This is a genomic window from Seonamhaeicola aphaedonensis (assembly GCF_003386195.1).
GTDB lineage: Bacteria > Bacteroidota > Bacteroidia > Flavobacteriales > Flavobacteriaceae > Seonamhaeicola > Seonamhaeicola aphaedonensis.
On the sequence record NZ_QRDX01000002.1, the window covers coordinates 255,897 to 279,577 of the forward strand.

22 protein-coding genes are annotated in these 23,681 nt (G+C 32.7%); 17 read left to right on the forward strand and 5 right to left on the reverse strand.

From position 1 onward, the window contains the following. Positions 1–31: 31 nt before the first annotated feature. Positions 32–1,675, reverse strand: coding sequence for an acyl-CoA carboxylase subunit beta (locus DFQ02_RS04840; RefSeq protein ID WP_116039866.1), 1,644 nt, complete (start codon positions 1,673–1,675; stop codon positions 32–34). 141 nt (positions 1,676–1,816) lie between these two features. On the opposite strand from DFQ02_RS04840, the gene DFQ02_RS04845 reads away from it, so the two are divergent. The 12 genes from DFQ02_RS04845 (at position 1,817) to DFQ02_RS04905 (ending at position 15,246) form a co-directional block, all read left to right on the forward strand. Further along, positions 1,817–2,347, forward strand: a complete 531-nt coding sequence (locus DFQ02_RS04845; RefSeq protein WP_116039867.1) for an NADPH-dependent FMN reductase — start codon at positions 1,817–1,819, stop codon at positions 2,345–2,347. Between the two features lie 33 nt (positions 2,348–2,380). Further along, positions 2,381–2,818: a MarR family winged helix-turn-helix transcriptional regulator gene (locus DFQ02_RS04850; protein ID WP_116039868.1), complete on the forward strand. Its 438-nt coding sequence runs from the start codon at positions 2,381–2,383 to the stop codon at positions 2,816–2,818. Positions 2,819–2,852: 34 nt separating this feature from the next. Beyond that, positions 2,853–3,578 carry a pirin family protein gene (locus tag DFQ02_RS04855; RefSeq protein ID WP_116039869.1) on the forward strand — a complete coding sequence of 242 codons (726 nt, stop codon included), beginning with the start codon at positions 2,853–2,855 and terminating at the stop codon, positions 3,576–3,578. Positions 3,579–3,679: 101 nt separating this feature from the next. Then, positions 3,680–3,862 (forward strand): CAL67264 family membrane protein, encoded by a 183-nt coding sequence (locus DFQ02_RS04860; RefSeq protein WP_116039870.1) that lies wholly within the window; start codon positions 3,680–3,682, stop codon positions 3,860–3,862. 43 nt (positions 3,863–3,905) lie between these two features. Further along, positions 3,906–5,597 carry an energy-dependent translational throttle protein EttA gene (gene ettA / locus DFQ02_RS04865; RefSeq protein ID WP_116039871.1) on the forward strand — a complete coding sequence of 564 codons (1,692 nt, stop codon included), beginning with the start codon at positions 3,906–3,908 and terminating at the stop codon, positions 5,595–5,597. A gap of 782 nt (positions 5,598–6,379) precedes the next feature. After that, positions 6,380–7,723, forward strand: coding sequence for a coiled-coil domain-containing protein (locus DFQ02_RS04875; RefSeq protein ID WP_116039873.1), 1,344 nt, complete (start codon positions 6,380–6,382; stop codon positions 7,721–7,723). A 146-nt stretch (positions 7,724–7,869) separates the two neighbouring features. Beyond that, positions 7,870–8,937 carry a hypothetical protein gene (locus tag DFQ02_RS04880; protein WP_116039874.1) on the forward strand — a complete coding sequence of 356 codons (1,068 nt, stop codon included), beginning with the start codon at positions 7,870–7,872 and terminating at the stop codon, positions 8,935–8,937. A gap of 63 nt (positions 8,938–9,000) precedes the next feature. Beyond that, complete coding sequence (locus tag DFQ02_RS04885; protein ID WP_116039875.1) at positions 9,001–10,962, forward strand: AAA family ATPase; 1,962 nt, start codon at positions 9,001–9,003, stop codon at positions 10,960–10,962. Continuing rightward, on the forward strand, positions 10,955–11,539 hold the full coding sequence (locus tag DFQ02_RS04890) for an NUDIX domain-containing protein (protein ID WP_181896362.1): 585 nt from the start codon (positions 10,955–10,957) through the stop codon (positions 11,537–11,539). Before DFQ02_RS04885 ends, DFQ02_RS04890 begins: the two co-directional genes overlap by 8 nt. 84 nt (positions 11,540–11,623) lie before the next feature. After that, entirely contained in the window at positions 11,624–12,859 is a 1,236-nt protein-coding gene (locus DFQ02_RS04895) for a DUF6638 family protein (protein WP_116039877.1), read from the forward strand. Between the two features lie 76 nt (positions 12,860–12,935). Next, positions 12,936–13,469 carry a hypothetical protein gene (locus DFQ02_RS04900; RefSeq protein WP_116039878.1) on the forward strand — a complete coding sequence of 178 codons (534 nt, stop codon included), beginning with the start codon at positions 12,936–12,938 and terminating at the stop codon, positions 13,467–13,469. Between the two features lie 91 nt (positions 13,470–13,560). Beyond that, a complete protein-coding gene (locus DFQ02_RS04905) occupies positions 13,561–15,246 on the forward strand; it encodes a hypothetical protein (RefSeq protein ID WP_116039879.1) in 1,686 nt (561 codons plus the stop codon). A gap of 7 nt (positions 15,247–15,253) precedes the next feature. Here the strand turns inward: DFQ02_RS04905 and DFQ02_RS04910 are convergent, their stop codons facing one another. Next, entirely contained in the window at positions 15,254–16,261 is a 1,008-nt protein-coding gene (locus DFQ02_RS04910; protein ID WP_116039880.1) for a formimidoylglutamase, read from the reverse strand. 112 nt (positions 16,262–16,373) lie between these two features. Between DFQ02_RS04910 and DFQ02_RS04915 the strand changes: the two genes are divergently transcribed. From DFQ02_RS04915 to DFQ02_RS04930, 4 genes are all read left to right on the forward strand, one after another. Further along, entirely contained in the window at positions 16,374–17,255 is an 882-nt protein-coding gene (locus tag DFQ02_RS04915) for a chromosome partitioning protein ParA (RefSeq protein WP_116039881.1), read from the forward strand. Positions 17,256–17,513: 258 nt separating this feature from the next. Further along, complete coding sequence (locus DFQ02_RS04920; RefSeq protein ID WP_116039882.1) at positions 17,514–18,143, forward strand: peptidase associated/transthyretin-like domain-containing protein; 630 nt, start codon at positions 17,514–17,516, stop codon at positions 18,141–18,143. A 95-nt stretch (positions 18,144–18,238) separates the two neighbouring features. Continuing rightward, a complete protein-coding gene (locus tag DFQ02_RS04925) occupies positions 18,239–18,769 on the forward strand; it encodes a Crp/Fnr family transcriptional regulator (RefSeq protein WP_116039883.1) in 531 nt (176 codons plus the stop codon). A 67-nt stretch (positions 18,770–18,836) separates the two neighbouring features. After that, entirely contained in the window at positions 18,837–19,490 is a 654-nt protein-coding gene (locus DFQ02_RS04930) for a head GIN domain-containing protein (RefSeq protein WP_116039884.1), read from the forward strand. Positions 19,491–19,515: 25 nt separating this feature from the next. On the opposite strand, the gene DFQ02_RS04935 is transcribed toward DFQ02_RS04930, so the two are convergent. Next, positions 19,516–20,421: a M23 family metallopeptidase gene (locus tag DFQ02_RS04935; protein WP_245940198.1), complete on the reverse strand. Its 906-nt coding sequence runs from the start codon at positions 20,419–20,421 to the stop codon at positions 19,516–19,518. Positions 20,422–20,603: 182 nt separating this feature from the next. Between DFQ02_RS04935 and DFQ02_RS04940 the strand changes: the two genes are divergently transcribed. Beyond that, positions 20,604–22,058, forward strand: coding sequence for a DUF3360 family protein (locus DFQ02_RS04940; protein WP_116039885.1), 1,455 nt, complete (start codon positions 20,604–20,606; stop codon positions 22,056–22,058). Positions 22,059–22,155: 97 nt separating this feature from the next. Here the strand turns inward: DFQ02_RS04940 and DFQ02_RS04945 are convergent, their stop codons facing one another. Together DFQ02_RS04945 and DFQ02_RS15165 are read right to left on the reverse strand one after the other, a co-directional pair. After that, positions 22,156–23,319 (reverse strand): agmatine deiminase family protein, encoded by a 1,164-nt coding sequence (locus DFQ02_RS04945; protein ID WP_116039886.1) that lies wholly within the window; start codon positions 23,317–23,319, stop codon positions 22,156–22,158. A 152-nt stretch (positions 23,320–23,471) separates the two neighbouring features. Then, on the reverse strand, positions 23,472–23,681 hold a 210-nt coding region (locus DFQ02_RS15165), incomplete at its 5' end, for an agmatine deiminase family protein (protein ID WP_181896356.1).

Consider the following 23,681-nt stretch of genomic DNA (forward strand, 5'->3'; position numbering starts at 1 on the left):
ATAAGTTACGAAAAAATTAAATAAATTGAAACTATACCTGGAGTATTCCTAAGTTAAATGGCTTGGAAATGGGTGCATGATTTGCAGCTTCAATACCCATGCTTATCCATTTTCTAGTATCTAAGGGGTCAATGATAGCATCTGTCCAAATTCTTGCAGCAGCATAATAAGGAGACACTTGATTATCATATCTGGCCTTAATTTTATTATAAAGAGCTTCTTCCTTTTCTTTAGTAAACTTTTCACCTTGCTTTTCTAAAGAGGCTTTTTCAATTTGAAGCAAGACTTTAGCTGCAGAATTTCCACTCATTACTGCTAATTCTGCACTTGGCCATGATACAATCAATCTTGGGTCGTAGGCTTTTCCGCACATAGCATAGTTTCCTGCGCCATAACTGTTTCCAATAATGACTGTAAATTTTGGAACTACAGAATTACTAACGGCATTTACCATTTTAGCGCCATCCTTTATAATACCGCTATGCTCACTCTTACTTCCTACCATAAAACCAGTTACATCTTGTAGAAAGAGTAGTGGAATCTTTTTTTGATTACAGTTTGCTATAAATCTAGTGGCTTTATCAGCACTATCATTATAAATCACACCACCAAACTGCATTTCGCTAGGTTTAGTTTTGGCTCCTTTAGTTTTTACTATTTGTCTTTGATTAGCAACTATTCCAACGGCCCAACCATCTATACGGGCATAAGCAGTGATGATAGTTTGTCCGTAACCAGCTTTGTACTCATCGTATTCAGAGTTGTCAACCAAACGTTTAATAATTTCATACATATCGTATTGGTCAGCTCTAGATTTTGGTATGATACCATATATTTCTTCAGGATTATCTTTTGGTTTAACTGATACTATACGATTAAAACCAGCTTTATCATAATCTCCAATTTTGTCGATCAAATTTTTTATGGTATCCAAAGCATCTTTATCATCCTTTGCTTTATAATCGGTAACACCACTAATTTCACAGTGAGTGGTGGCACCACCTAAAGTCTCATTATCAATAGTTTCACCAATGGCTGCTTTTACTAAATAACTTCCTGCTAAAAATATACTCCCCGTTTTGTCAACAATCAAAGCTTCATCACTCATAATAGGTAAATAGGCGCCACCAGCAACACAACTTCCCATAACAGCTGCAATTTGAGTAATCCCTAGACTACTCATAATAGCATTATTTCTAAAAATGCGTCCAAAATGTTCTTTATCAGGAAAGATTTCATCTTGTATAGGCAGATAAACACCAGCTGAATCAACTAAATAAATGATAGGAAGCTTATTGTCTATGGCAATTTCCTGTGCTCTAAGGTTTTTTTTACCAGTAATAGGAAACCATGCTCCAGCCTTAACGGTGGCATCATTAGCCACAACAATACATTGCTTTCCTTTAATGTAACCAATCTTTACAACCACACCACCAGAGGGGCAGCCACCATGTTCAGGATACATATCTTCACCTGCTAAAGATGCAATTTCAATATTTTTAGCATTTCTATCCAACAAATAGTCAATACGCTCCCTAGCTGTCATTTTACCTTTGGCATGTTGCTTTTCGATGCCTTTTGTGCCACCGCCCAACTTAATCTTAGCAAGTTTTCGGTTTAATTCTGAAATTAAGAGTTTGTTATGATCTTCGTTTTTGTTGAAGTTGATATCCATGTGCAGATTCGTTTATGCTAATGTACAAAAAGTTGCTTTTTCTAAGGCAATAGTTAAAAAAATCATAAAATATAAAACATGGAAATATATTCCTTGGAATATATTTTTGTAATTACTATATTTGAATTATAAAAATAACATATGAAAAAAGTTATAGCACTTGCAGGAAGTAATAGTAAAAAATCAATCAATAAACAATTAGCAATTTACACCGCAAATTTAATTGACGATGTAAAGACTAATATTTTGGATTTAAATGATTTTGACATACCCATTTATAGTATAGATTATGAAAATGAACATGGTATCCCAGATAAGGCATATAAGTTCCTAAGCCTCGTTAAGGAAGCCGATGGAGTGATATTGTCATTGGCAGAACACAATGGTGCCTATACAACAGCGTTTAAAAATATTTTTGACTGGGTATCTAGAATTGAAGGTAGTTTTTGGAGTGAAAAACCCATGTTACTCATGGCAACATCACCCGGAGGCAGAGGCGGGGCTTCTGTTTTGAGCATAGCTCAAGATCGTTTTCCTAGACATGCGGCAAACATTACAGGTGTGTTTTCTTTACCATCTTTTGGAACTAATTTTTCAGAAGGAAAAATAAGTAATAAAGACCTTGACGATGAGCTCAAAGAACATGTGAAAAATTTTAAAGGAGTGCTTTAGGATTTTCTACAGACACCTTAATATTCGATTTAAATGGGAGATATTTCAAAAGACATAAATTCTAAATTCCTTAATAAAAAAGTAAAGGCTTTAGTTAATATTATATATACTGCTAATTGGATAAATAGCCATCAAAATGAGTTTTTTAAACCTTTTGGTATATCACCACAGCAGTTTAATATTTTGCGCATTTTAAGAGGTGCAGGTAAACCCATAAAGGTGCAAACTATTAAAGAGCGCATGATAGAACGAGCTCCCAATGCCACCCGTTTAATGGACAAATTATGTGCTAAAGAATTTATTGAGAGACTACCTTGTCCTAATGATAGACGTGTAGTTCACATTGAAATTACAGATAAAGGATTAAAATTGCTCGATTCAATTGATAAGGATTTCAAAGAAGATTTGTTAGAAAACTTAACTACTGCAGAGGCAGAACAATTGAGTTTTCTTTTGGACAAAATTAGATAACTATAAAAAAGGGGGAACCCGGAAAGGATTTATAATGAAAACAATAATACATAAAAGAGACACTAGAGGTTTTGCAAATCATGGTTGGTTACAAGCAAATCATTCGTTCAGTTTTGCAGGCTGGTATAACCCAGAACGCATTCACTTTGGAGCTTTGCGTGTTATGAATGATGATATAATAGCGCCCAAAATGGGTTTTGGTACACATCCGCATGACAATATGGAAATTATAACTATCCCGCTAAAAGGAGTGCTTAAACACAGAGATAACATGCATGATGTTTGGGAAGAAGTTTTACCAGGTGAGGTGCAAGTTATGAGCGCAGGTACAGGTGTTCAACATTCTGAGATAAACGGCTCATCAACAGAGTATTTAAGTTTATTTCAGATATGGATAATACCTGAAGAGCAGGGTGTTGCACCAAGATACGATCAGAAAACATTTAAGGCTGAAAATAGAAATGGGAAACTCCAAACTTTGGTTACATCAATAAAAGATACTGATAGCAATAGTTTAAAAATTCATCAAGATGTAAAAATTTCTAGAATAGATTTGAATGAAGGAGAAGTATTCAATTATAACCTTAAAAGTAAAAATCATGGGGTGTATGTTATGAATATTTCAGGAAAATATAATTTAGGAGAAACAACACTTAGTTCTAGAGATGCCGTGGGTATTTCAGAAACTGATAGTTTTACCGTTAACACTACTGAAGCTACAGAACTATTATTTATTGAAGTTCCAATGATTTCATTGTAACGATTATAATGACGAAAAAACCTTAAAGCATCCAAAATTTTGGATGCTTTTTTATTTAAAAACACGATATTTGCTACTCTCAATAATAAAAAGAAAAGATTATGGCAATGAATAAAAATACGGTGTTAGCTTGGGCTACAGTTTTAATGATTATTATGGGGGTTATCCTCATTTTAATGGGTGCTTATAGATATGATGATGTTGCAGGATGGGGGTTTGCAACTGTAGGTATTGGTTTTTTTGCTATTGCATGGGTATTTAATGCATTAAAAGGAAGAGTGTAAAAGAAGCTTTTTAAATCAATTGAAAAATCTAACAAACTAAAAAATGAGCGACGATAAAAAAATAATATTCTCCATGGCTGGTGTTACTAAAACGTTTCAAAATGCAAATACACCAGTTTTAAAAAATATTTATTTAAGCTTTTTCTACGGAGCAAAAATTGGTATTCTAGGTCTTAATGGATCGGGTAAATCTACCTTATTGAAAATAATTGCCGGAGTAGATAAGAATTACCAAGGTGATGTGGTTTTTTCACCGGGTTATACCGTTGGATATTTACAACAAGAACCTCAATTAGATGATGAGAAAACGGTTTTGGAAGTGGTCAAGGAAGGAGCTGCTGAAACCGTTGCTATTCTAGATGAATACAACAAAATAAACGATATGTTTGGTTTAGAAGAGGTTTATAGCGACCCAGATAAAATGGAGAAACTTATGAACCGTCAGGCAGAACTTCAAGATCAAATTGATGCTGCCAATGCGTGGGAATTAGATACCAAGCTAGAAATAGCTATGGATGCTTTACGAACACCAGATGGAGACAAAAAGATCGGGGTGTTATCAGGTGGGGAACGTCGTCGCGTAGCGTTATGTAGACTACTGCTTCAAGAACCAGACGTATTGTTGTTAGATGAGCCTACCAACCATTTAGATGCAGAGTCGGTTCATTGGTTAGAGCATCATTTGGCACAGTATAAGGGAACAGTTATAGCGGTTACTCATGATAGGTACTTTTTAGATAATGTAGCAGGTTGGATTTTAGAATTAGATAGAGGAGAAGGAATTCCTTGGAAAGGCAATTACTCATCGTGGTTAGATCAGAAGTCTAAGCGTATGGCACAGGAAGGAAAAGCGGCATCAAAACGCCAAAAAACTTTGGAACGTGAATTAGAATGGGTAAGGCAGGGAGCTAAAGGACGCCAAACAAAGCAGAAAGCCCGATTAAAGAATTATGATAGGTTATTAAGCCAAGATCAAAAACAATTGGATGAAAAGCTTGAAATATATATTCCTAATGGTCCACGACTTGGTACCAATGTCATTGAAGCCGTTGGTGTGAGTAAAGGATATGGAGATAAACTATTATATGAGGATTTAAACTTCAATTTACCTCAAGCAGGGATAGTTGGTGTTATAGGTCCTAATGGTGCCGGTAAAACTACCATTTTTAGAATGATAATGGGTGAGGAAACACCAGACAAAGGAGAGTTTATTGTAGGTGATACTGCTAAAATTGCTTATGTAGATCAAAGTCATTCTAATATAGACCCAGAAAAAACAATATGGCAGAACTTTAGTGATGAGCAAGAACTGGTTATGATGGGTGGCAGACAAGTAAACTCTAGAGCATATTTAAGTAGGTTTAATTTCTCTGGAAGTGAGCAAAATAAAAAGGTAAAACTACTTTCTGGAGGTGAAAGAAACCGTTTGCACTTAGCAATGACACTGAAAGAAGAGGGTAATGTATTACTTTTAGATGAGCCTACTAACGACCTTGATGTTAATACATTACGTGCTTTAGAAGAAGGGTTAGAGAATTTTGCAGGTTGTGCAGTAGTGATAAGTCATGACCGTTGGTTTTTAGATAGAATTTGCACCCATATTTTAGCTTTTGAAGGGGATTCTCAAGTGTATTTTTTTGAAGGTAGTTTTTCAGATTATGAGGAAAATAAAAAGAAACGCCTCGGAGGAGATATCATGCCGAAACGAATTAAGTACAAGAAACTTGTTAGATAATTAAAAAGCCAGCTTTTGCTGGCTTTTTCTATGAATTCAATTGATCTTCTAAAAAATTAATCCTCTTTTTCTGTTTGTAAACCTTTACAAGATTTAAAACTAAAAGAAGTAGAACTGTAATTTAGAATACTGATAAAACACTAATCAGAGAGCGTATAGACTGATCTTCAGCAGTTTGCTCAATACTATTTTGAGCTAAAAGAATAAGTAAGATTTTCATGATATTTGGGTTTATTGATACATGTGACCGCTAGTAAAGTCTTTATATTCCTCTTCCTTTTTCTTAGCTAGCTCTTCACTAATTTGATCCAGTCGTTCATTTTCCTTTTTTAATTTATAGGATTTTCTGATACCTAAAATTAATAATAAAGCAAAAAAGATTACTACCACGATTAATACAGTAAGTATGGTATATTCTGCAACAAGAAGTGAATATGGCGTTAGATTGAGAAACATATATTAGGTACATCTGGTTAATAGCAAGTCAAATATACTATTAAAATGTACTCTAAACAATTAAAGAAGAAAAGGATATAAACAAAAAGTGTTAATAGTTACAGCTGAATTATATTGCAATTAATTAAAAACCAAAGGGTTTATATTACTTTATTAAGATTTAAAATCTTACATGAAACACGTGCATTTAATCGAAAACATGTTTTTGCTGTAACAATTTCATAAAATTATCTACCAATCATTTGAGCAATTTATATTTTAAAAGTCATCTTTTTTAACGAAATTGCTTGTCTGAAAATTTGTTCAACTTTAATACAACACCGACTATGTCTGATGATTTCGATTTATTAGAAACCAGTTCAAATGAAAAAACCGAAAAAGTAGATGTTAACTGGGGAAAAGCCATTGACACTATGAAATCTAAATTAGCTCAGGAAGACGATCCTGAAGTACGCCAAAAAATTTTAAACGCCACGTTAGATGATGTGGTTCATATGGCAGAAAAAGACAGAACAACCCTTCTTGATGCTATTAAAGATTTAACTGATTATCAAGACGAGGTTGGTATTTTATTTGAAAAATTCTCTTCATTAAATGCCACAGAACAAAAAGTAATAGATGATGCTCAAAAAGCCTTAGAGCGTGCTAGAGTTGAGTTAGAGGATGCGGAAAGTAAACCTGATACGTGGTGGAATAACCTTTGGGGACGTAAGAGTAAAATTGTTAAAGCAGAACAGGCATTGAAAGAAGCTGAAAAAATAAGAGCTTCAGCCGATAATAAAGCGAAGGCCATGTTTCAAGAGCGAATTGAAAATGCCGATGTTCAAACGCTTTTAAGTGAATTGTCTTATAAAAGTCAAGCGGCAGTTACTCGTTTAAAGAACCGTGAAGTTGAAATTAAAGAGGTAGAAGATAAGTTACAGGATGCTATTGTTGAGGCCACAAAAAACCATACAAAAGCTCTAGAAAAAAAGAAAGAAGTAGAAGACAGGTTAGAAGAACAATATGCCTTATTAAAACAAGCGCGACAAGAATTAGAGGATATTGCCGATAAGCAATCTGCCGAATATGCACAGGCCATTGGAAAAGTTACAGAACTTGAGCAAAAAGTTGAGGAATTAGAAGGACTAAAAAATGCTTATACTACACTAGCTGCCAGTAAAGATAGCTTTGTTCATAAGCATAACCTAACCATCAAAGTATTAACGTCTTTACGTAGTAATTTACAAACGCATCGTGCTAAATTAAAATCAGATACTGAAGAACGATTAAAGTATTACGACGGTTATGTGGTGGCTCTAAAAGCCCGTACAGACCAAGAGTTTGCTGCTATTTTAGAACATTTGGGAGTTAAAACTGATGAACACATTGGAGAAACATTGGCCGCTATGCATACAGCAAGTGCTAAAGCACGCCAAGATATGATGGACAACATCCCAGTTCATGAAAAAGTAATGCAAGGTGTTTATAGTAGTTATGCTGAGGCTTTACAAGAAATTAGAGCTAAAGACATCGATATTCAAAAGAATTTTGCAGAGCGCTACGGTATCGATATGAAAGAACTTTTTGAAGATTATTACAAAACCAAAGCTAGTAAACCAGATGGAGATGCTAATGCTCCAGAAGGGAATCCTAAACCCAAAGCGGAAGAAGACGATTTACTATCTTAAAATCAATTATATGATACCGCACTTTCAAAAAAGCGCGGGCAGGCTGTCCGCTAAATAATTTTTCATGTAAGAGAAGTTTGTGCTAAGCAAAGCTAAACTACTTATATTCTTAACGTAAAATAAATACTTGTCAATTTATTTAAAACATGACAATCAATCATATTACTACACCTTTAGATTCAGCAACATTAGATTCTAAAGAACATTATATATTTTATCATAAAATGGTAGATTATGTGTTCAAAGAGCTTATTGTAGCTGTTCAACAAAATAGTATAATTAATAATTTAGAGCTTAACATGTTTAAGCAATATTGTGATTTGCTATTGTATTCTATTGAGGCTATGCGTGTTAAGTATATGTATGATGAGGAAGATAACATGAAGGTGGATTTAACAGAGTCTGGTTTTCCTAATTATTTAGAATTTAGATATTTATTTAATGACTTAGAATTGCGAGATGACTATCTGGGTAAGTTAACTCCAATAAGTGAATTACAGGAAGAGTTTCTTGACACACTGTTGCGCAAAAAGGAACCTATTAAAAAAACAAAACTATTTCAAGCGGCATCTATTGTGTACTACTCATCTGTTAATAAACAATACATATTTAATAGGTTTGTTCAGGGTAAAATTGTAAGTGCGCCAAAAGACTCTCAATCTGATTTTTTAACAAGTTGGAGCTTTTATGATGTAGCGAGTAATCGTCCGTTTGTTTGTTTCATGTATTTTAATTACTATGGTAATAAAATAGATGATTACAAAGAATCCATCTATGAAGTGTTAAAGCATGTGGCAGACCGGAAAATGAATTTGGATACAATGGCTTACGGTATTGATAGAAAACTAGCCAAAGTTTCACCAAAACTTATAAAGCGAATTGATTTAGGACCATTACATAATATGTTTGCTAAAGATGCCAATGAGTTTACTCATCTTATCTTGGAGGGAATTAGTAAAAAAGAAATTCCAGTAGAATCTTATGCTTTATCAATGAAAATAGATCAAGTAACATCTAAAAGTGAATTCAAAGAGGGGAGTTTCTTTAGTAAACAAATATTACAAAGATGGGATGAAATCTTTAAACAAAAATATGTCTTTGCACCTCATAGAATTATTCAATTACTATACAATAAGAGTCCAGAGCTTATGAATAAACTAGCTAAACCACCAATTGAAATGGCAGAATTAAAAATTGAAAAAATAAAAAGTTAGTAGTTTGTACAAACATGACCCAAGCCCACTTATGCCTTTTAACTTATAACTTTTAACTTGAAGATGGAACACAATTCAACTTTCCCGATAAAACAATCAGAATTAGATATGCTTCGTGATGAGGCCTCGTCTTATTTAAAAAGCGTTCAATGGGAGCAAGGTGCTCGTGCCAAAAACCGTGATAAAGATGCCAAAGAAGATTCTATTCTCTTGTATTTATCTCGTGCTAATAATGGTAGTACTTCAACTGAAATAACGTCGGTTTCTAAAACTATTTTAGCATTAAAAAAACGATTATTGCCAGATTCTGTTGCTATTCCCATTTATCTAAATCAAACATTCTATGCGGTTCAAGAAGGGATAATAATGGGTATATGGGTAAAAGACAGTTATTATGATGCTTCGGGATTAACAAGTTTAAATCAAAATAAGTCTGCCTTAGATTCAATTGGAAAAAGAGAGTTTGAGAGTAAAATACATACAGCAACAGCTTTTATGCTATTTTCAATGGCTTATAAAATATTACACGATTTAAAACCACATGCTTCGGATGATTTAAGTGTGATGAAGCAAAAGTTTGCCGGTATTCCAGAAATGTCTTTATTATCACCCATGAAAGGAATTTCCTGTGCCTTGTTTTATTATAACAAATATCTAGAACATCCTGAAATTATAAAATCTGATACAGATGTCATTAATTTTACTGTGGTTTATTTTGAAGCTTTAATTGATGAGATTCAGTTACGCAAAAGTAGTTTAGAGTATACCGAGACGATTGAAGACAGAACCTATAAATTAGAAAACTCAGAGTTTGCAATTTCTGGATGGAATAATGTGTTTGCGGGTACCGCTAAAAGTGTAGAATTTAATAAAATTAAGTTTGAACAAATTGTTGGTAACCGAGATGCGAAGCATTTTGCTCGTAGATTAACCGAGCGTTTATTGAGCTACGATTTTACCGAAAAAAAGAACCCGTTTCAAGAACTAGGAGGCTTTATGCCTGTTTTTATGGGGTATGGAATTCCTGGTACAGGTAAAAGTATGCTCATTGCGGCTATTGCAACTAAACTTAAAGAACATTGTGATGAATTGGATATTCCATTTTTATTTCATCCTATGCCAGATACCTTAATAAGTACGTTTCAAGGGGGCTCTGCTGAAAAAATGGTGGAGTGGATGAAACCACTTCAAGACCCTTCAAAATTAATATTTGCACCTATTGATGATGCTGAAAACAACCTACAAGAACGTACAGCACAAGGAGTTTCAGCAGGTGTAAAAGAAGTCATAGGGGTGTTTTTACGGTATACCGAAGGTGCTTATGCCGTAAACTATGGCAACAGCTCCATTGGTTTATTTACAAATCTTCCAGAAATGTTAGATAAAGCTGTTATTTCTCGGGTGCAAGGACGTTTTAAAATTGATGGAGCGCGAACAGAACATGATTTTTTAGATCAAGATTACCTCTGGTGGTGTAAATTTGATGATACGTTGCCCAATTTTGTAAACATGCAAAATCCTAATAGTTATAGGTATTTACAAAATCAAGGTTTAGCTAAAAATATGGGTGAAATTTTAAGCGCTATTGAAAAACCTTCAGAAGAGCGTGTGCATGAGATTTATGAAAACATTGAAAAGAAGTTTAATACCAATGAGCATTTGTTTTATGCCAATCTGTATAAAGAAATGCAAAAAGAGTTTCCATTCTTTTCATCTAGAGATGTTAGAAATATACAAAGCGCGGTATCATTGCGCTTAACCGATTTCGACTTGGAAGATGATTGGTTTGAAAATCCAGAAATTTATTTCAAAAAAGATTACGAAACCAAATTCAATATGCTACAAGAATTAATGAAATCTAACATGCATGGATTGAATTTTTCTGAAATTAGAAGGCAAGAGGTAGTGCGTTATTTAGATAATGTAGCAACTATTGCCGATACTGATTTCAAACGTAAAGTTGATGCCCGAGTAAATCAGTTAAATATTGAAATGGAAGCTAGAAAATTATTCGATGATGATTAACAAAAAGGTAAGAAATATTCAACAAAAATTGCTTTCTGATAACTACTATATCCTGAATCGGGTAACATTTGATTATTTGATGCCTAGTGGTCATTGGGTAAATCAAATGCGAGAGGTATATGATAGAGGGGACGGTGCTGGTATTTTACTTTATAATAAAGCGAAGAAGACCGTAATACTTATAAAACAATTTAGGATGCCTACTTACTTGAGTGACAATGAAGATGGCTCTTTAATTGAAATAGCTGCAGGAATGCTAGATAAAGATAATCCAGAAGCATGTATTATTAGGGAAACCGAAGAAGAAACAGGGTATAGGCTCAAAAAAGTAAAAAAAGTATATGAGGGGTATTCATCACCTGGTGTTATGACTGAAAAAATGCACTTTTTTGTTGGTGAATATACAGAGGCTATGAAAGTAAATGAGGGCGGCGGATTAGATAGTGAAGCCGAAGATATTGAAGTTATGGAAATTCCTTTTGATAGAGCCGTAGAAATGCTTCATAAAGGAGAAATTGTTGACACAAGAACTATTGTGTTATTACAGTATGCGATAATTCATAAGTTAATAGAGTAATTTGTCATTCTCGTGTAGGAGGGAATTTACAGAGTATTGTTTGAAATAAAAAAATAGATTCCTGCTTTCGCAGGAATAACAGAGATGCAAAAATTAATAGAAGCCAATTTATATAGAAGTGAACTCATTCCTGTAAGTGGAAAGTTGGTAGATCGCTATAATAAATGCCTTATAAAACTAGGCTTTACTCCAACTAAACTTAAGAGCTTTAATATTGATGGCATTGGTTGGAGCCCAGAAATTGCAGAAGAAAAACAAGATTTAAGTTATCTAAATAACGGAGAGGCAAATCCTCATGGCATTATCATTACGCCTTTGCAAAAAGGTAAACCAGTGTATTTACCGTTTCACACCTTTGATAGAGATATGATGAAACATATTTTTAAGGTGTATGGAGACAAAATAAAAGACATTACCAGAGATTCCGCTATATGCATAGATTTTGATCAGAAAATAGATGCCTTTTATGAACCATTAGATGTTTTGAAGTATGATACCATTCATATCAATTTTCATTTTATGAATAATCTCTATCATCAACAACAGGAACAACTCGAATTAATACAAAAATTTAAGCGTGATTATAATTTTATTGATGAAGATGTACATGCTGAATTATTAAAATCGGCTAAAGAATATGGAGATTTACGTCATAGAGATTTAGAACTTCCAGCCATAGATTTTAAAGTGAGTTCATTTTATACCAGAGCCTTCGGTGGTGTTTACGTTCTTAGAGATTTTATTAAACCTATAGTGGTTTTTGAAGATGAAAAATGGCATAAAGAAGCCATAAAAAATACAAGTTATGACGTGCTTATTTATCATATACAGCAGCCAGAGCTAATGACAAAATTACGAGAGCATATTATTATTGAGTATAATCTAGAAAATGTTGTAAAGACAGAACGTTATGAACGCATAAAAAAATATGAAATGTCACTTCATCTTAAAAACACAGAACACCCTATAAAAGATATTTTAAGTAATCCCATTCTTTATAAAAGTTACTTGAATAAGCTTGACATAAATACTCGTAAAAAGATAATGAGTGTTGAAAGGTATTTAGAAAAACTAGAAATTAGTAACCAATTTAAAATAGCTGATATTGTTGATTCGAAACTATTTGATGCCTTGCATAAACCGCATTCATCTTTAGAACCTAAGCATCAAGACCTAATATGGAAATTATTGGTTAACATAGCGCCCAAAGATGTTTTATACTGGTATTGGTATGATAAAGAAGATTTTTATGATAATTATAAAGATTGGGATAACTCATTAAAGGAATGGGTTGTAGAGACTATTATTAACAATATTTAGCAAATACACACTAATAAGTTAAGAGGCTAAAGTTTTAACTTTAAACTTTTCGCTTATAACTTTAAACTTAAAAAACATGGGACTAGAATTAGTAATTTTTACAGCAGCAATTCTATTTGGAATTTTTATTTACTGGAGGGAATCTCAAGCAAACAAACTCTATCAGTTTTTCAATAAAATATTTAATAGCAAAGAATTGCAAATGCAACCAGAAGATAAAAAAGGGTTTGTATTTAAACAGCCTTTATTGCCAAGGTTGGTTTATGTGATTGGTTTCTTTTTGCTTACAGGGTTAGTTATTCAATTTTTATCACCTTTTGAAATATTTACAAGTTATAATGGCATTTCGGCTTTTGCATCAATTTCTGTGGGTACTATACTAGGAACTTATCTAGCTAATTTTGTTTTAAAATCAGGAAAAGTTATTGAAGAAAAAAGTGATAGTTTAGGAGATGTTGTAAAAGAAACCATAGAAAAAGGAAAGGATATTATTGAAGACATAAAAAACAAAGACACAGATTTAGAGCCTGAAAAAGAAATAGAAGAGCTAACTGAAAAACAAGGTAAAAGTGCCAGAGAGCGTTTAAAAGATAAAGGGTATTTAAAATAACGTCATCACAAGGAAGTATGACGAAGTAATCTTTCAGTAATCAAAATTTTGAATCTCGTTTAAGCGTGATTAGAAATAATAAAATAAAATTATGATAAAATCTTATTGGAATAAAGGCGGAAAACAAAAACGAAACACTATACTAATTGGACTAGTTTTATTAATCCTTTTGTTTGTTTTGAGAGATGATTATCAACCATTTTTATTGTTTTTAAGAAAATTTGTTTTCATTATTTTATTATGTGGACTTGTTTTGTTTTTTGGATTAAGAAAATTCAGGAAAACAGCTAGCACCGGAAATAGATTAGGTGTTTTAGGACTTTTAATATTGTTTTTTGGTACTTTATATATCGTTGGTTGGCATTTTAAAATGTACGATTACATGAAAATATATAACGTTTTCAATAGCTTAAATCGAGTTGAAATTAATGAACTGCCATTAACGCAGAACGAACGTATTCAACCATTACGTAACATTTTTTCTATGGCAAATGAAAGTGTAGGTGAGACCAAAGACGTATCATTACCGCATTTGGTAAGAGTAGATGGTGAAAACAAATGGACCATGGCCATTCAGCCTACCGAAAAGTATGTTTGGCAAGGCATTACAGATAATACTGAAGAAGTATTTTCGGTATCAAGTACCACGCCATTTCCAAGGTTTTCAAGTGAAAATAGAATACCAGTAACCTTTTCAATTGGGGAATCATTAAAGTTTAGCAGAAATACTTACAATGCTGTAGTGCAACGATTTAATATTTTTCAGTTGTTTACTATGGAACCTAGCGACACGTATTATATGAAAAATGATACTGGGCAATGGGTTCAAGTGGTGAGTTTAATTAAATGGAAAGGATTTTTATTTCCCTATCCAACCTTTGGAGGTGTTATGGTGATAGAGGCTGGAGAACATGATTTTAAAGATTACATTGAGCGCATTTTAATAGGAAAGGGCACTTATATAGGTCCGAATGAAATGGATAACCATCCTTATTTAACAAGACAAAATACACTTGCTGAAAAAGTATCAAGACTACAAGCAGAATCTTTAAAGTTCCTTGGGGGGTTTAGTGATCCGTTACCTTGGAATATGGAAACAGCTGTTAAAATTCCTGTTTTAGCAGATGACCAAAATCAACAACCCTTTGTAACTGATTTTGATTTTTCTGACACAGATTCTGATGCGTATAGTGGTTTATATCATTGGTTTGGATTGGAACCTGTAGGGGATGAGCGTACCAGTTTAACCTTTAGTGTTTTTATTCCTGCTGATGGCACCAATAAACTTTATTATTATGACCATGCGGCAAAAAAACAGGGTTATGCTGGAGTTTCTGCTATGCCGCTAAAAGTAATCGAATCTAGAAAGGAGTTTGATTGGTCTGTTAACAAACCCGTTGAATTTAGACCATATATTAAAAATATAGCGGGCAGAAAACGTATGTTTTTCTTAGGAACCATTTCTGCGATAAGAGATAATGAAGCTGAAAAATTCGATGGATCTGCAACACCCGATTTAGCGTTGGTTGACAGTGAATACCGCGACGTTGTTTGGATTGACGTAAAACACCCAAGCCAATGGGATAAAACCGTATATAAACAACTTAATGAAGCGTGGAGAGCTAGCGAGGGTATCGGTAATTATTTTGTAGAAGAAACAAAAAACATTGACTTTGTAGAACAAGCCATAGACTCAATGTTAATTAAAACTGAAAAAGAAATTCAAATAGAGCAGCTTCAAAAACAGATAGATTCTTTAAAGGCTTCATCTAATTAGGCGATGCTTACTTGATAAAATCTGTAATCAAATAAGTGATAAGTTTTCCTATTTGGTATTCGGTTTTCTTTTTTGGTGCTGCTTCACAAATATGCAAATATTGGGCATGTTCATGTTTACCAAAATAATTCACAAATCGTCTCGCTTTATTTACACTAAACCCACTTGGTGTCATAGAACTACTTGATATTCCTTCAATAGCAGCACAATCAATTTCAATACCAAACATATCTTTTGAAACATGTTTCAAAGCACGCTCCATTTGAGAACCATACTCTAATTCACTTTTTACTTCAATACTTTCAAACGTATTGTATTTTACCGCCTTAACTTTATCGAGTGTGGTTAATGTCTTTTCAGAAATATAGTTTTCATGTAATCCAAAAACAAAGTACCTACCCAAAAAGCCTTCAGCAAAGGCATAACTAAAACCATTTCCGTTGTGGCGCCCTTCTTCAGGTTTAAAATCTGATTGGGTATCAAGGTTTACAGCATTTATAGCTTTGTTTAATGCTAAAGAAGTTCCTTTTATAATACCATAAGCATTATTCTGGCCTCCACCAACTACGATAGGTTTTTTACCCGCAGAAACAATTTGATTCACCAAATAAGTTACATGAGTATCTATTTGGCTAACCAAATCTCTAACTTTTTTTAAATCTTTTTTATGTGTTACATCTAGTTTAGCACATTGCTCCATTTCTTGCGCAAAATCTAAATGCCCAAGTAATAAAACATCTTTTGCTCTGGTATATGTATTACTTTGTATGTTTAATAAAACTTTAATAGTGGCATCCCAAGCTTTAGATGATCCTGATTTACCTAGGTTTGCTAAAACTCCAATATCTTCAGGAATTCCAAAAATTACATACTCGACGTCTAAATCTTTAAGTTGTTCGTATATGTTAGAAATGTTCGTTAAAATTTTGACGTGTTGCCCAAATTTAGTTTCACCTTGGCGCTTGCTTAAAAGCTTATTTAAGTTCGATTTTTTAAATAAAATCAGTTTATCCATTCAGAAATTAATTTGATTAAAAATACATCAATATTTAATTATAGCGTAAAAAAATTAAAAGTAAAAACAAGTAAGTATTTAATCTTAACCCAAACATTAAAAACAAGTAATTATGGAAGAAAACAAAAGCAGTCAAGGCCTAAAGATTGCATTAGGTATTGCAATCGCTCTATTTTTAGGGATTGGATTTTACACGATGAATCTTTATAGTGATAGTAAAGAAAACGAGAAACAATTAAAAGAAGAGAAACAGCTGGTAATGAATGATTTAAACGCCATGGCGAAGCAATATGATGAAGCCATAAGCGAAAATAAAGTTACTAACGAAAGTTTAGTAGAAGCAAGAGAAAGAATTCAAGGCTTAATAGATTCTTTAAAAATTTCTGAAACGAATGTAAGAAGTTTATGGAGATATAAAAAGAAATATTTATCACTTCAAAAGGAAATGGATGTATTGTTAGCTCAAAATGATTCATTACGAGTAGAGAATTCCTATTTAGCAACGTCTTTAGATAGTACAAGGGTAAAACTTGAAGAGCGTACTATGTTTACAGATTCTTTATTAGTGCAAAATACTGCTTTAGCAGAAGTTGTTGAAAATGCTTCTATTTTAGGAACTGTAGGCTTAAAAGGTTTTGGAGTTATAGAAAGAACCTCTGGTAAATTAATTCCAACAGAACGAGCAGGCAGAACAGATAAAATTAGAGTTTGTTTTACCGTTGCTAAAAACAGCTTAGTACAAGCAGGAGATCAAGAATTATATGTTCAAGTCATTGACCCAAAAAACAATACTTTAGGTTTGAATGAGCAAGTAGAATTTGAAGATAAAACTTTAAACTATAGTATTATTAGCAAGTTTAATTATGAAAATGCAAACCTTAACGTTTGTGAGTTTGTCACTAAAAAAGGACAAGACTTTGAGAAAGGTCGTTACGTGGTGAATGTTTTTAACCATAAAGATCTTGTATCAACCTCAGAATTTACTTTAAAATAAAATAGTCTAAATATTATTGATTTACAAACAACCCCAAGTTCTCTTGGGGTTTATTTTTTACCTTAAACTCAAACTTCAAGGTATTCAAGAATTCGGTAGAGAATAAAGTCATAGTATTGGATAGATGAAATTAAAATGTCTTTTCATCGATGTTTTTTACATAAAATCGCAATTCATCGTTTTATTTTAAAGTTCATATAGTTTTTATTCGTTCAGGAATATAATGTGCTAATTTTAAACAAATTAATATTTGTCCCCATGAAATATAAATACATAATAGTAATAATTTCTGTTATTTTAGTCTTAGCAAATTGTTATGTAGTAGTAGCTCAAGAACCTACCGATGTCTTAAGTGAAATTCCTGAAAATTACAAAAAACGTAGTCCTATTTATGATTATTCGGAAAAGAATTTGAATAGCATTGATACTATTCCTGACTTTTCTTCAAAAAAAAATAAGCTCAAAATTACTGGAACTATCTACGAAAGTGATGGTGTTACCCCTGCAAAGAATATTTTACTGTTTGTGCATCAAACTGATGAAAATGGAAATTTTGAGTTAAAAAGACATAACAAAAAACGCTATGTGCACCATAGAGGTTGGGTAAGAACAGATGAAAATGGTAAATATACCTTATATACATTTGTACCAGGAAGTTATATTTATGGAAAGGAACTAAAACAAATTTACCCAATAGTTAAAGAACCTAATAAACCAGAATATAAAATAGAAACGTTTCTATTTGATGACGATCCTTTACTAACTGGTAAATGTAGAGCTAAAGTAGAAGAGACGGACCCTCAAAGAATCTTGAAATTAGACAAAAAAGAAGGTTTATGGGTTGCCACCAGAGATATTGTTCTTGGCAAAGAAATTGAATCTTACTAACTAATTACTATTAATCACTTTGAAAAACTTCCTTTGATAAAAGGGAGTTTTTTATTTTTATAGTCACTTGTAAAATAGAATAGCCTATATTTAGTATGAATGATCCTTTTAATTTCCTTTTGAAAAGTGGAACTTCAAAAAATTTTGAAAAAAAAGAGTTTTTAATCAAACAAGGAGAAAAATCTAACAAAGTATTCTTCATCAAAGAAGGTGTTACAAGGCATTATGTAATTACTCCCGATGGTCATGAGAAAACAATTCGGATTTCTAAAGAGCATGATTTCTTCTACAGCTCTATTATTAGCTATTTTAAAAATGAATCTAGCTATATTTTTTGTCAATGCTTAACAGATTGTAAATTAGTGATTTGGAATCGAAATCACATTGAAGACTTATTTAGTCAATTTCCAGAAATAGCCAGTTTTAAAAATCAACAGCTTATAAACTTTATTTTAGAAAAACATGAAAAGGAAATATCATTACTTACTCAAAATGCAGAAGACCGCTATTTAGAATTCTGTGATAAAAACTTAGAATTATTTAATAGAATACCACACCACATCATAGCTTCCTACCTAGATATTACACCAGAAACACTATCCAGGTTAAGAAGTAAAAAGTATTGATTTATATCAATGTAAAGCTTTATCCTTCATTTTAATTTTGTTCCATCAATCTTTAAAACAATTTAAAATGGAATCAATTATTAAAACATTAGTATTTTTATTTATCCCAATAGTTGTATTATCGTGTTCAAATGATATTCTTTATGGCTCAGGAGATCTTAAATCTGAACGTAGAGATGTACCCATTTTTTCGAAAATAAAAAGTGAGGGAGTCTTTGAAGTTTTTATTGATCAAGGAACTACGCAATCATTAGAAATAATAGCAGATGATAATATAATTCACAAAGTAAAATCTAAAGTTGTAAATAACGAGCTTATATTAACTCTAGACAATGATACTTACCGAAATATTAATTTACAAGCTCATATCACAGTAAATACACTTAGTAGTATTAAGAATTTTGGCGCTGGAAACATCACTATCTTAGGTTTTTCAGAAATAGAGCGACTCAATGTGTTAAATTCAGGATCTGCCAATATTGTATTAGAAGGAAGTGGCGATTATATGAACTTAACAAATGAAGGCTCTGGAAATATTATGGGCTTTGATTTTATTATTAATAATGGTGATTTTGACATTGAAGGCTCTGGAAATATCGAAATTAATTGTTCAAATAGTTTAGATATAACCATTGAAGGCAGCGGTAATGTATATTATAAAGGGCAACCAACCATAAATAGTAATATAAATGGTTCGGGGAGTGTTATTAATTCAAACTAAGTTGTAATAAAGGGTAGAAGTGTTATTACTTTTCAATAAGTAACTTCTGCCCAATTTTAATAACAGAACTTTTTCTAATACTGTTAAGTTTACAGATGGAAGCAATTGTTACGTTGTTGTTTGCTGAAATTCTAGATAATGTATCACCAGGTTTTACCACATAAATAGAGCGTTGCTTTATTAAACTAGCCAAGGCTTCCTCTCTAGTTAATAAAGGCTTAATAGGGCTTTGTCTTTTTGAATTGTGAAAAACAGGTTGTGTCCATTTTTTAGTTACCCAAAGCTCTTTAGATCTTATGGTATTATTCGCATCAAACTTAAATAAGTATTCAGGATTTATTGAAACGCCTTTGTAGTTTATCACTAAATGCAAATGGCTCCCACGGGCATTTCCAGATGTGCCGCCTTTACCCAAATAATCACCTTTATAAACGGTATCATTTTCTTTAACACCATATTTTGATAAATGGGCATAAACGGTTTCTAAACCATTGTAATGTCTCACTACTACAGTTCTTCCATGACCACTGGTGTATCTAGACATTCTAACAACTCCATCAAACATAGCAAATATACTATCACCTGTAATGAGGTCAATGTCAATGCCTTTATGTTCCCTCCCTCGTCTCCACCCGTATCGGGAGGTCACTATTTTATGCTTTCCAATAGGGGAACCGTAAGTAGAGTCCTTGAACGTTAATTTTAATGGAAATTCCATTTTGATTTCTTTATATGGATTATAAACTGTGTGACTCCAAAATTTTGATTTGATATTTGGCTTATCAGAAATCGTATTCATGGAATCTATTCTAGTTGAATCTTCTAAAATAGACTCTATGTCTTTATAAAATGCTTCAATATCATTTATTTTTCTTTGGCAAAACGTTTGTATTGACAACAAGAAAAAAAGTCCCGTAATTAATAATTTCATTCTAAGAACTGGTTGGTAAAATTTTCAGATTTTCGAATATAAATATTACTAACGTTGCATCTATATTTCTATTGTTTCAAGTTATTAACAGATATATTTATCTTAAACTGACAAAACTCATGTTTGTAAGTCATTTATGAAAGTAAATTTGTCAACTTCAACAGACAATCAATTTATTAAAAATGGAAAACGGCAATCAAAACTCTTACAATCAAAACCGTAAAAAGTCTAGTGAGTTTGAAAAAAGGGAAGATTATTTAGAACACGAACTACTAAGTATGAAATTTAAACGATGGCGTGTTCACATGCCATTTAGAGATTTTCACATAGAATTTGAAGATTTAGTACCCGCATTAGCAGCCACTATTGGAAAAGTAGTAATGGTAACAGCCATGGTAGCAGCTTTTGCTGTACAATTTGGGTTGTCTCCCGAGTTTGTTGCAGAGAACGTGAGATATGAATTACTTATTGCCGGTGGTATTTTTGTGCTGATTTTTTCGGCTATTTTAAATCCAAGAGCCAATTTAGCAGGCACTCACGGACCTATGATTCCTCTAATACCCGTAATAGCAGCCGCTGGTGGACACCCTTTAGCTCTGGGTATTTTAATTGGTGTTTTTGGACTCTTTTTAAGTATTACAAAAGGAGGTTCTAAACTCATGGAATTAACAGGAGTAGGGGTAAGAGGAGGGCTTCTTATTTATTTAGGAGCCGTTGGTTTAATTGGGCAAATTTCTAAATTTGAATTGTGGACCACTGCTCAAGGTGAAAGTACCGTATCTTTTGCTGTTATAGGCATTACCGTATTTGTTTATGCCTATTTAGCAAGAATTAAAAAGCGGTGGCTTGCAATTCCGTTATGTTCAGCCATTGCAGGGTTTACAGCTTACACTATGGGGGTTGGTTTTGAATTTTCTACAGAGCCCGGACTCCCACATTTTAATCCTTTCTGGTGGTGGGGCGAAGAAACTGGGTGGCAACTAGGTTGGCCAGATTTCGGACATTTTGTAGCAGTGATACCGTTCGCCATTTTAGCAGTTGCTATGTGGTCTCCAGACTATTTAGGTCATCGTGTTTTTCAAGAAATGAATTACCCTAAAAAAGCAAAAAATGTGTTAATGGACGTAGATGATACCATGACCGTATCTTCAATACGACAAGTTGTAGGAGCCTTTCTAGGAGGTGGTAACATTGCGTCTTCATGGGGAACTTATATGATTCCTGCAGCTATTGCAAAGAGACCAATTCCTGGTGGAGCCATACTCACTGCTATACTTTGCATTCTAGCCTCGGTATTTGGTTATCCCATGGATTTAGCCATGTGGGAACCGGTACTAAGAGTAGCCCTCATAGTGGGTGTATTTTTACCTTTACTAGAAGCGGGTATGCAAATGGTACAAAAACAAAACGATTCCTTAAGTGCAGGTACCTGTATTTTTGCATGTGCTTTTGTAAATCCGGTTTTTGGTTGGGCTTTAACTATGCTGCTTGATAACCTTGGGTTAATTGGTGATAGAGAAAGAGCTAAAAAACTATCTTTAAAAGAACGATTAATCATTCCAGGTATCATGTTTTTGGTGTGTGTTGTGGCGTTGGCCTTAGTGGGACAATTACCTGGTATACCCGGTATATTTTAGTCATATAGGATACTATTAAAATTAGTTGGATTAGGATATTGCATTCAAAAATTTTTAAATAAAAGGAAATTAAAATTATCCCAATTTTATAGAATAATTAGGCTACTTTTTTCTTTTTCTTTGGTTTATTTATGGCAATGCAATGAAACCCACCACCATTTCTATTTAAGTCTACGCAACCTAGGAGAATTATTTTCTTTTCTGGAAAAATGCTTTTGTAAATAATTTTTATCTCTGAATCTTTTGTAATAGCGTCTTCACTTTTTATGGATTCGGCATAACCTGGCACAATAACTTTGTCCTTAGTTATTATAAAGTTAAGATAACTGGTGGACCTTAAAAACACTCTAGTCATATCTCCAAAATCTATTTCGTTTTCAAAAAGTAAGGGAGCCACAGGAACCCTTATAATATTCAAAGGATTTCCATCTTGATCTGAAGCGTTTTTAAGAATATTGTAGTTTTCTTCTAAGCGCTCATGAGCTATTTTCATAATGGGATTAGCGTTTATTTCATTACTGTTTACCTGAGCTAATAAAACAGTATTGGGTGAAATAAACCTACAAAATGCATCTATATGATGACCAGCTCCACTTGTGTAAATATTTTCAAATATGGGAGTTTCTGATGGTTTTTCATCTTGAGGAAGTCCACTTTTTAACCATATAATTTTTTTAACCCCAACTTTTTTTAATTCCTTAGCTATTTGATTTTTAGTAAGTTTTGGATTAGCAGCCTCTTCATGCTTTTCCAACAAAATAGCTAATCCTTTACCATTTAATTCCCTAGCACCTCCAATTCCCACTATTTGAGAAGACCTAATTTTTTCCTTAGTTATATGTTGGTATTCATAAGGAAAAGTATGTGTTTTTCGTTCATGATATTTAAAACTTAAAGATTTGGTATTTCCGCACTTATTCATTAAAAATAACGGACCAAAATCTCTAATCCATATGTTTTCATTGGTTATAGTTTCTAGTTGAACGTTATCTGTATTAACACCAAAAGATTTAAGTTCTTTAAAAACCATGTCTTTACTACTTATTGATCTAGGAATGAATAGAATAACATGTTCATTTTCAGCTAAATTTTTTAGAAAGCTCAAATAGGTCTTAGAATTGTTTTTAGACCAAACCACTAAATGAGAATCGGTCTCATCAAAATCGGTGGAGGCTTGATAATCTTGATAATTAGAGGTAAAATATAAAGTAAAACTTGCTGCCAATACTAAGCAAACAAGTACAATATTTTTTGTTTTCATTAAGTGTTATCATCATACAATAGCGTAAGTTAATTAAAAAATTTAAATGGAAACAAGACTAGCTATAAATATTTAATTTGAGGTTTTTTCTCATAAAATTGAATAAAATAAAAGGAATAAGTACACCAGTGAAGAAAGTTTACATCAAATAGTTAAACTGCTTTCTTGTTTTTCTTTTTTTTTGGTTTATTAATTGTAATACAATGAAAACCGCCGCCAAATCTATTAAGTTCTACACAGTCTAGCATTACTATTTTTTTTTCGGAAAAAATACTTTTAAATATAATTTCAATCTCGGCATCTTTAGAAATAGCCTCATCACTTCCTAAGTATGGTGCATAACTTGGTACAATAACTTTATT

What these genes read in the sequence shown, in the direction of transcription:
- DFQ02_RS04885 (WP_116039875.1), top strand. Translation starts at nt 9,001, where the DNA reads ATGGAACACAATTCAACTTTCCCGATAAAACAATCAGAATTAGATATG.
- ettA (WP_116039871.1), top strand. Translation starts at nt 3,906, where the DNA reads ATGAGCGACGATAAAAAAATAATATTCTCCATGGCTGGTGTTACTAAA.
- DFQ02_RS04910 (WP_116039880.1), bottom strand. Translation starts at nt 16,261, where the DNA reads ATGGATAAACTGATTTTATTTAAAAAATCGAACTTAAATAAGCTTTTA.
- DFQ02_RS04905 (WP_116039879.1), top strand. Translation starts at nt 13,561, where the DNA reads ATGATAAAATCTTATTGGAATAAAGGCGGAAAACAAAAACGAAACACT.
- DFQ02_RS04850 (WP_116039868.1), top strand. Translation starts at nt 2,381, where the DNA reads ATGGGAGATATTTCAAAAGACATAAATTCTAAATTCCTTAATAAAAAA.
- DFQ02_RS04880 (WP_116039874.1), top strand. Translation starts at nt 7,870, where the DNA reads ATGACAATCAATCATATTACTACACCTTTAGATTCAGCAACATTAGAT.
- DFQ02_RS04900 (WP_116039878.1), top strand. Translation starts at nt 12,936, where the DNA reads ATGGGACTAGAATTAGTAATTTTTACAGCAGCAATTCTATTTGGAATT.
- DFQ02_RS04920 (WP_116039882.1), top strand. Translation starts at nt 17,514, where the DNA reads ATGAAATATAAATACATAATAGTAATAATTTCTGTTATTTTAGTCTTA.
- DFQ02_RS04930 (WP_116039884.1), top strand. Translation starts at nt 18,837, where the DNA reads ATGGAATCAATTATTAAAACATTAGTATTTTTATTTATCCCAATAGTT.
- DFQ02_RS04890 (WP_181896362.1), top strand. Translation starts at nt 10,955, where the DNA reads ATGATTAACAAAAAGGTAAGAAATATTCAACAAAAATTGCTTTCTGAT.
- DFQ02_RS04895 (WP_116039877.1), top strand. Translation starts at nt 11,624, where the DNA reads ATGCAAAAATTAATAGAAGCCAATTTATATAGAAGTGAACTCATTCCT.
- DFQ02_RS04925 (WP_116039883.1), top strand. Translation starts at nt 18,239, where the DNA reads ATGAATGATCCTTTTAATTTCCTTTTGAAAAGTGGAACTTCAAAAAAT.
- DFQ02_RS04855 (WP_116039869.1), top strand. Translation starts at nt 2,853, where the DNA reads ATGAAAACAATAATACATAAAAGAGACACTAGAGGTTTTGCAAATCAT.
- DFQ02_RS04945 (WP_116039886.1), bottom strand. Translation starts at nt 23,319, where the DNA reads ATGAAAACAAAAAATATTGTACTTGTTTGCTTAGTATTGGCAGCAAGT.
- DFQ02_RS04935 (WP_245940198.1), bottom strand. Translation starts at nt 20,421, where the DNA reads ATGAAATTATTAATTACGGGACTTTTTTTCTTGTTGTCAATACAAACG.
- DFQ02_RS04915 (WP_116039881.1), top strand. Translation starts at nt 16,374, where the DNA reads ATGGAAGAAAACAAAAGCAGTCAAGGCCTAAAGATTGCATTAGGTATT.
- DFQ02_RS04940 (WP_116039885.1), top strand. Translation starts at nt 20,604, where the DNA reads ATGGAAAACGGCAATCAAAACTCTTACAATCAAAACCGTAAAAAGTCT.
- DFQ02_RS04840 (WP_116039866.1), bottom strand. Translation starts at nt 1,675, where the DNA reads ATGGATATCAACTTCAACAAAAACGAAGATCATAACAAACTCTTAATT.
- DFQ02_RS04860 (WP_116039870.1), top strand. Translation starts at nt 3,680, where the DNA reads ATGGCAATGAATAAAAATACGGTGTTAGCTTGGGCTACAGTTTTAATG.
- DFQ02_RS04875 (WP_116039873.1), top strand. Translation starts at nt 6,380, where the DNA reads ATGTCTGATGATTTCGATTTATTAGAAACCAGTTCAAATGAAAAAACC.
- DFQ02_RS04845 (WP_116039867.1), top strand. Translation starts at nt 1,817, where the DNA reads ATGAAAAAAGTTATAGCACTTGCAGGAAGTAATAGTAAAAAATCAATC.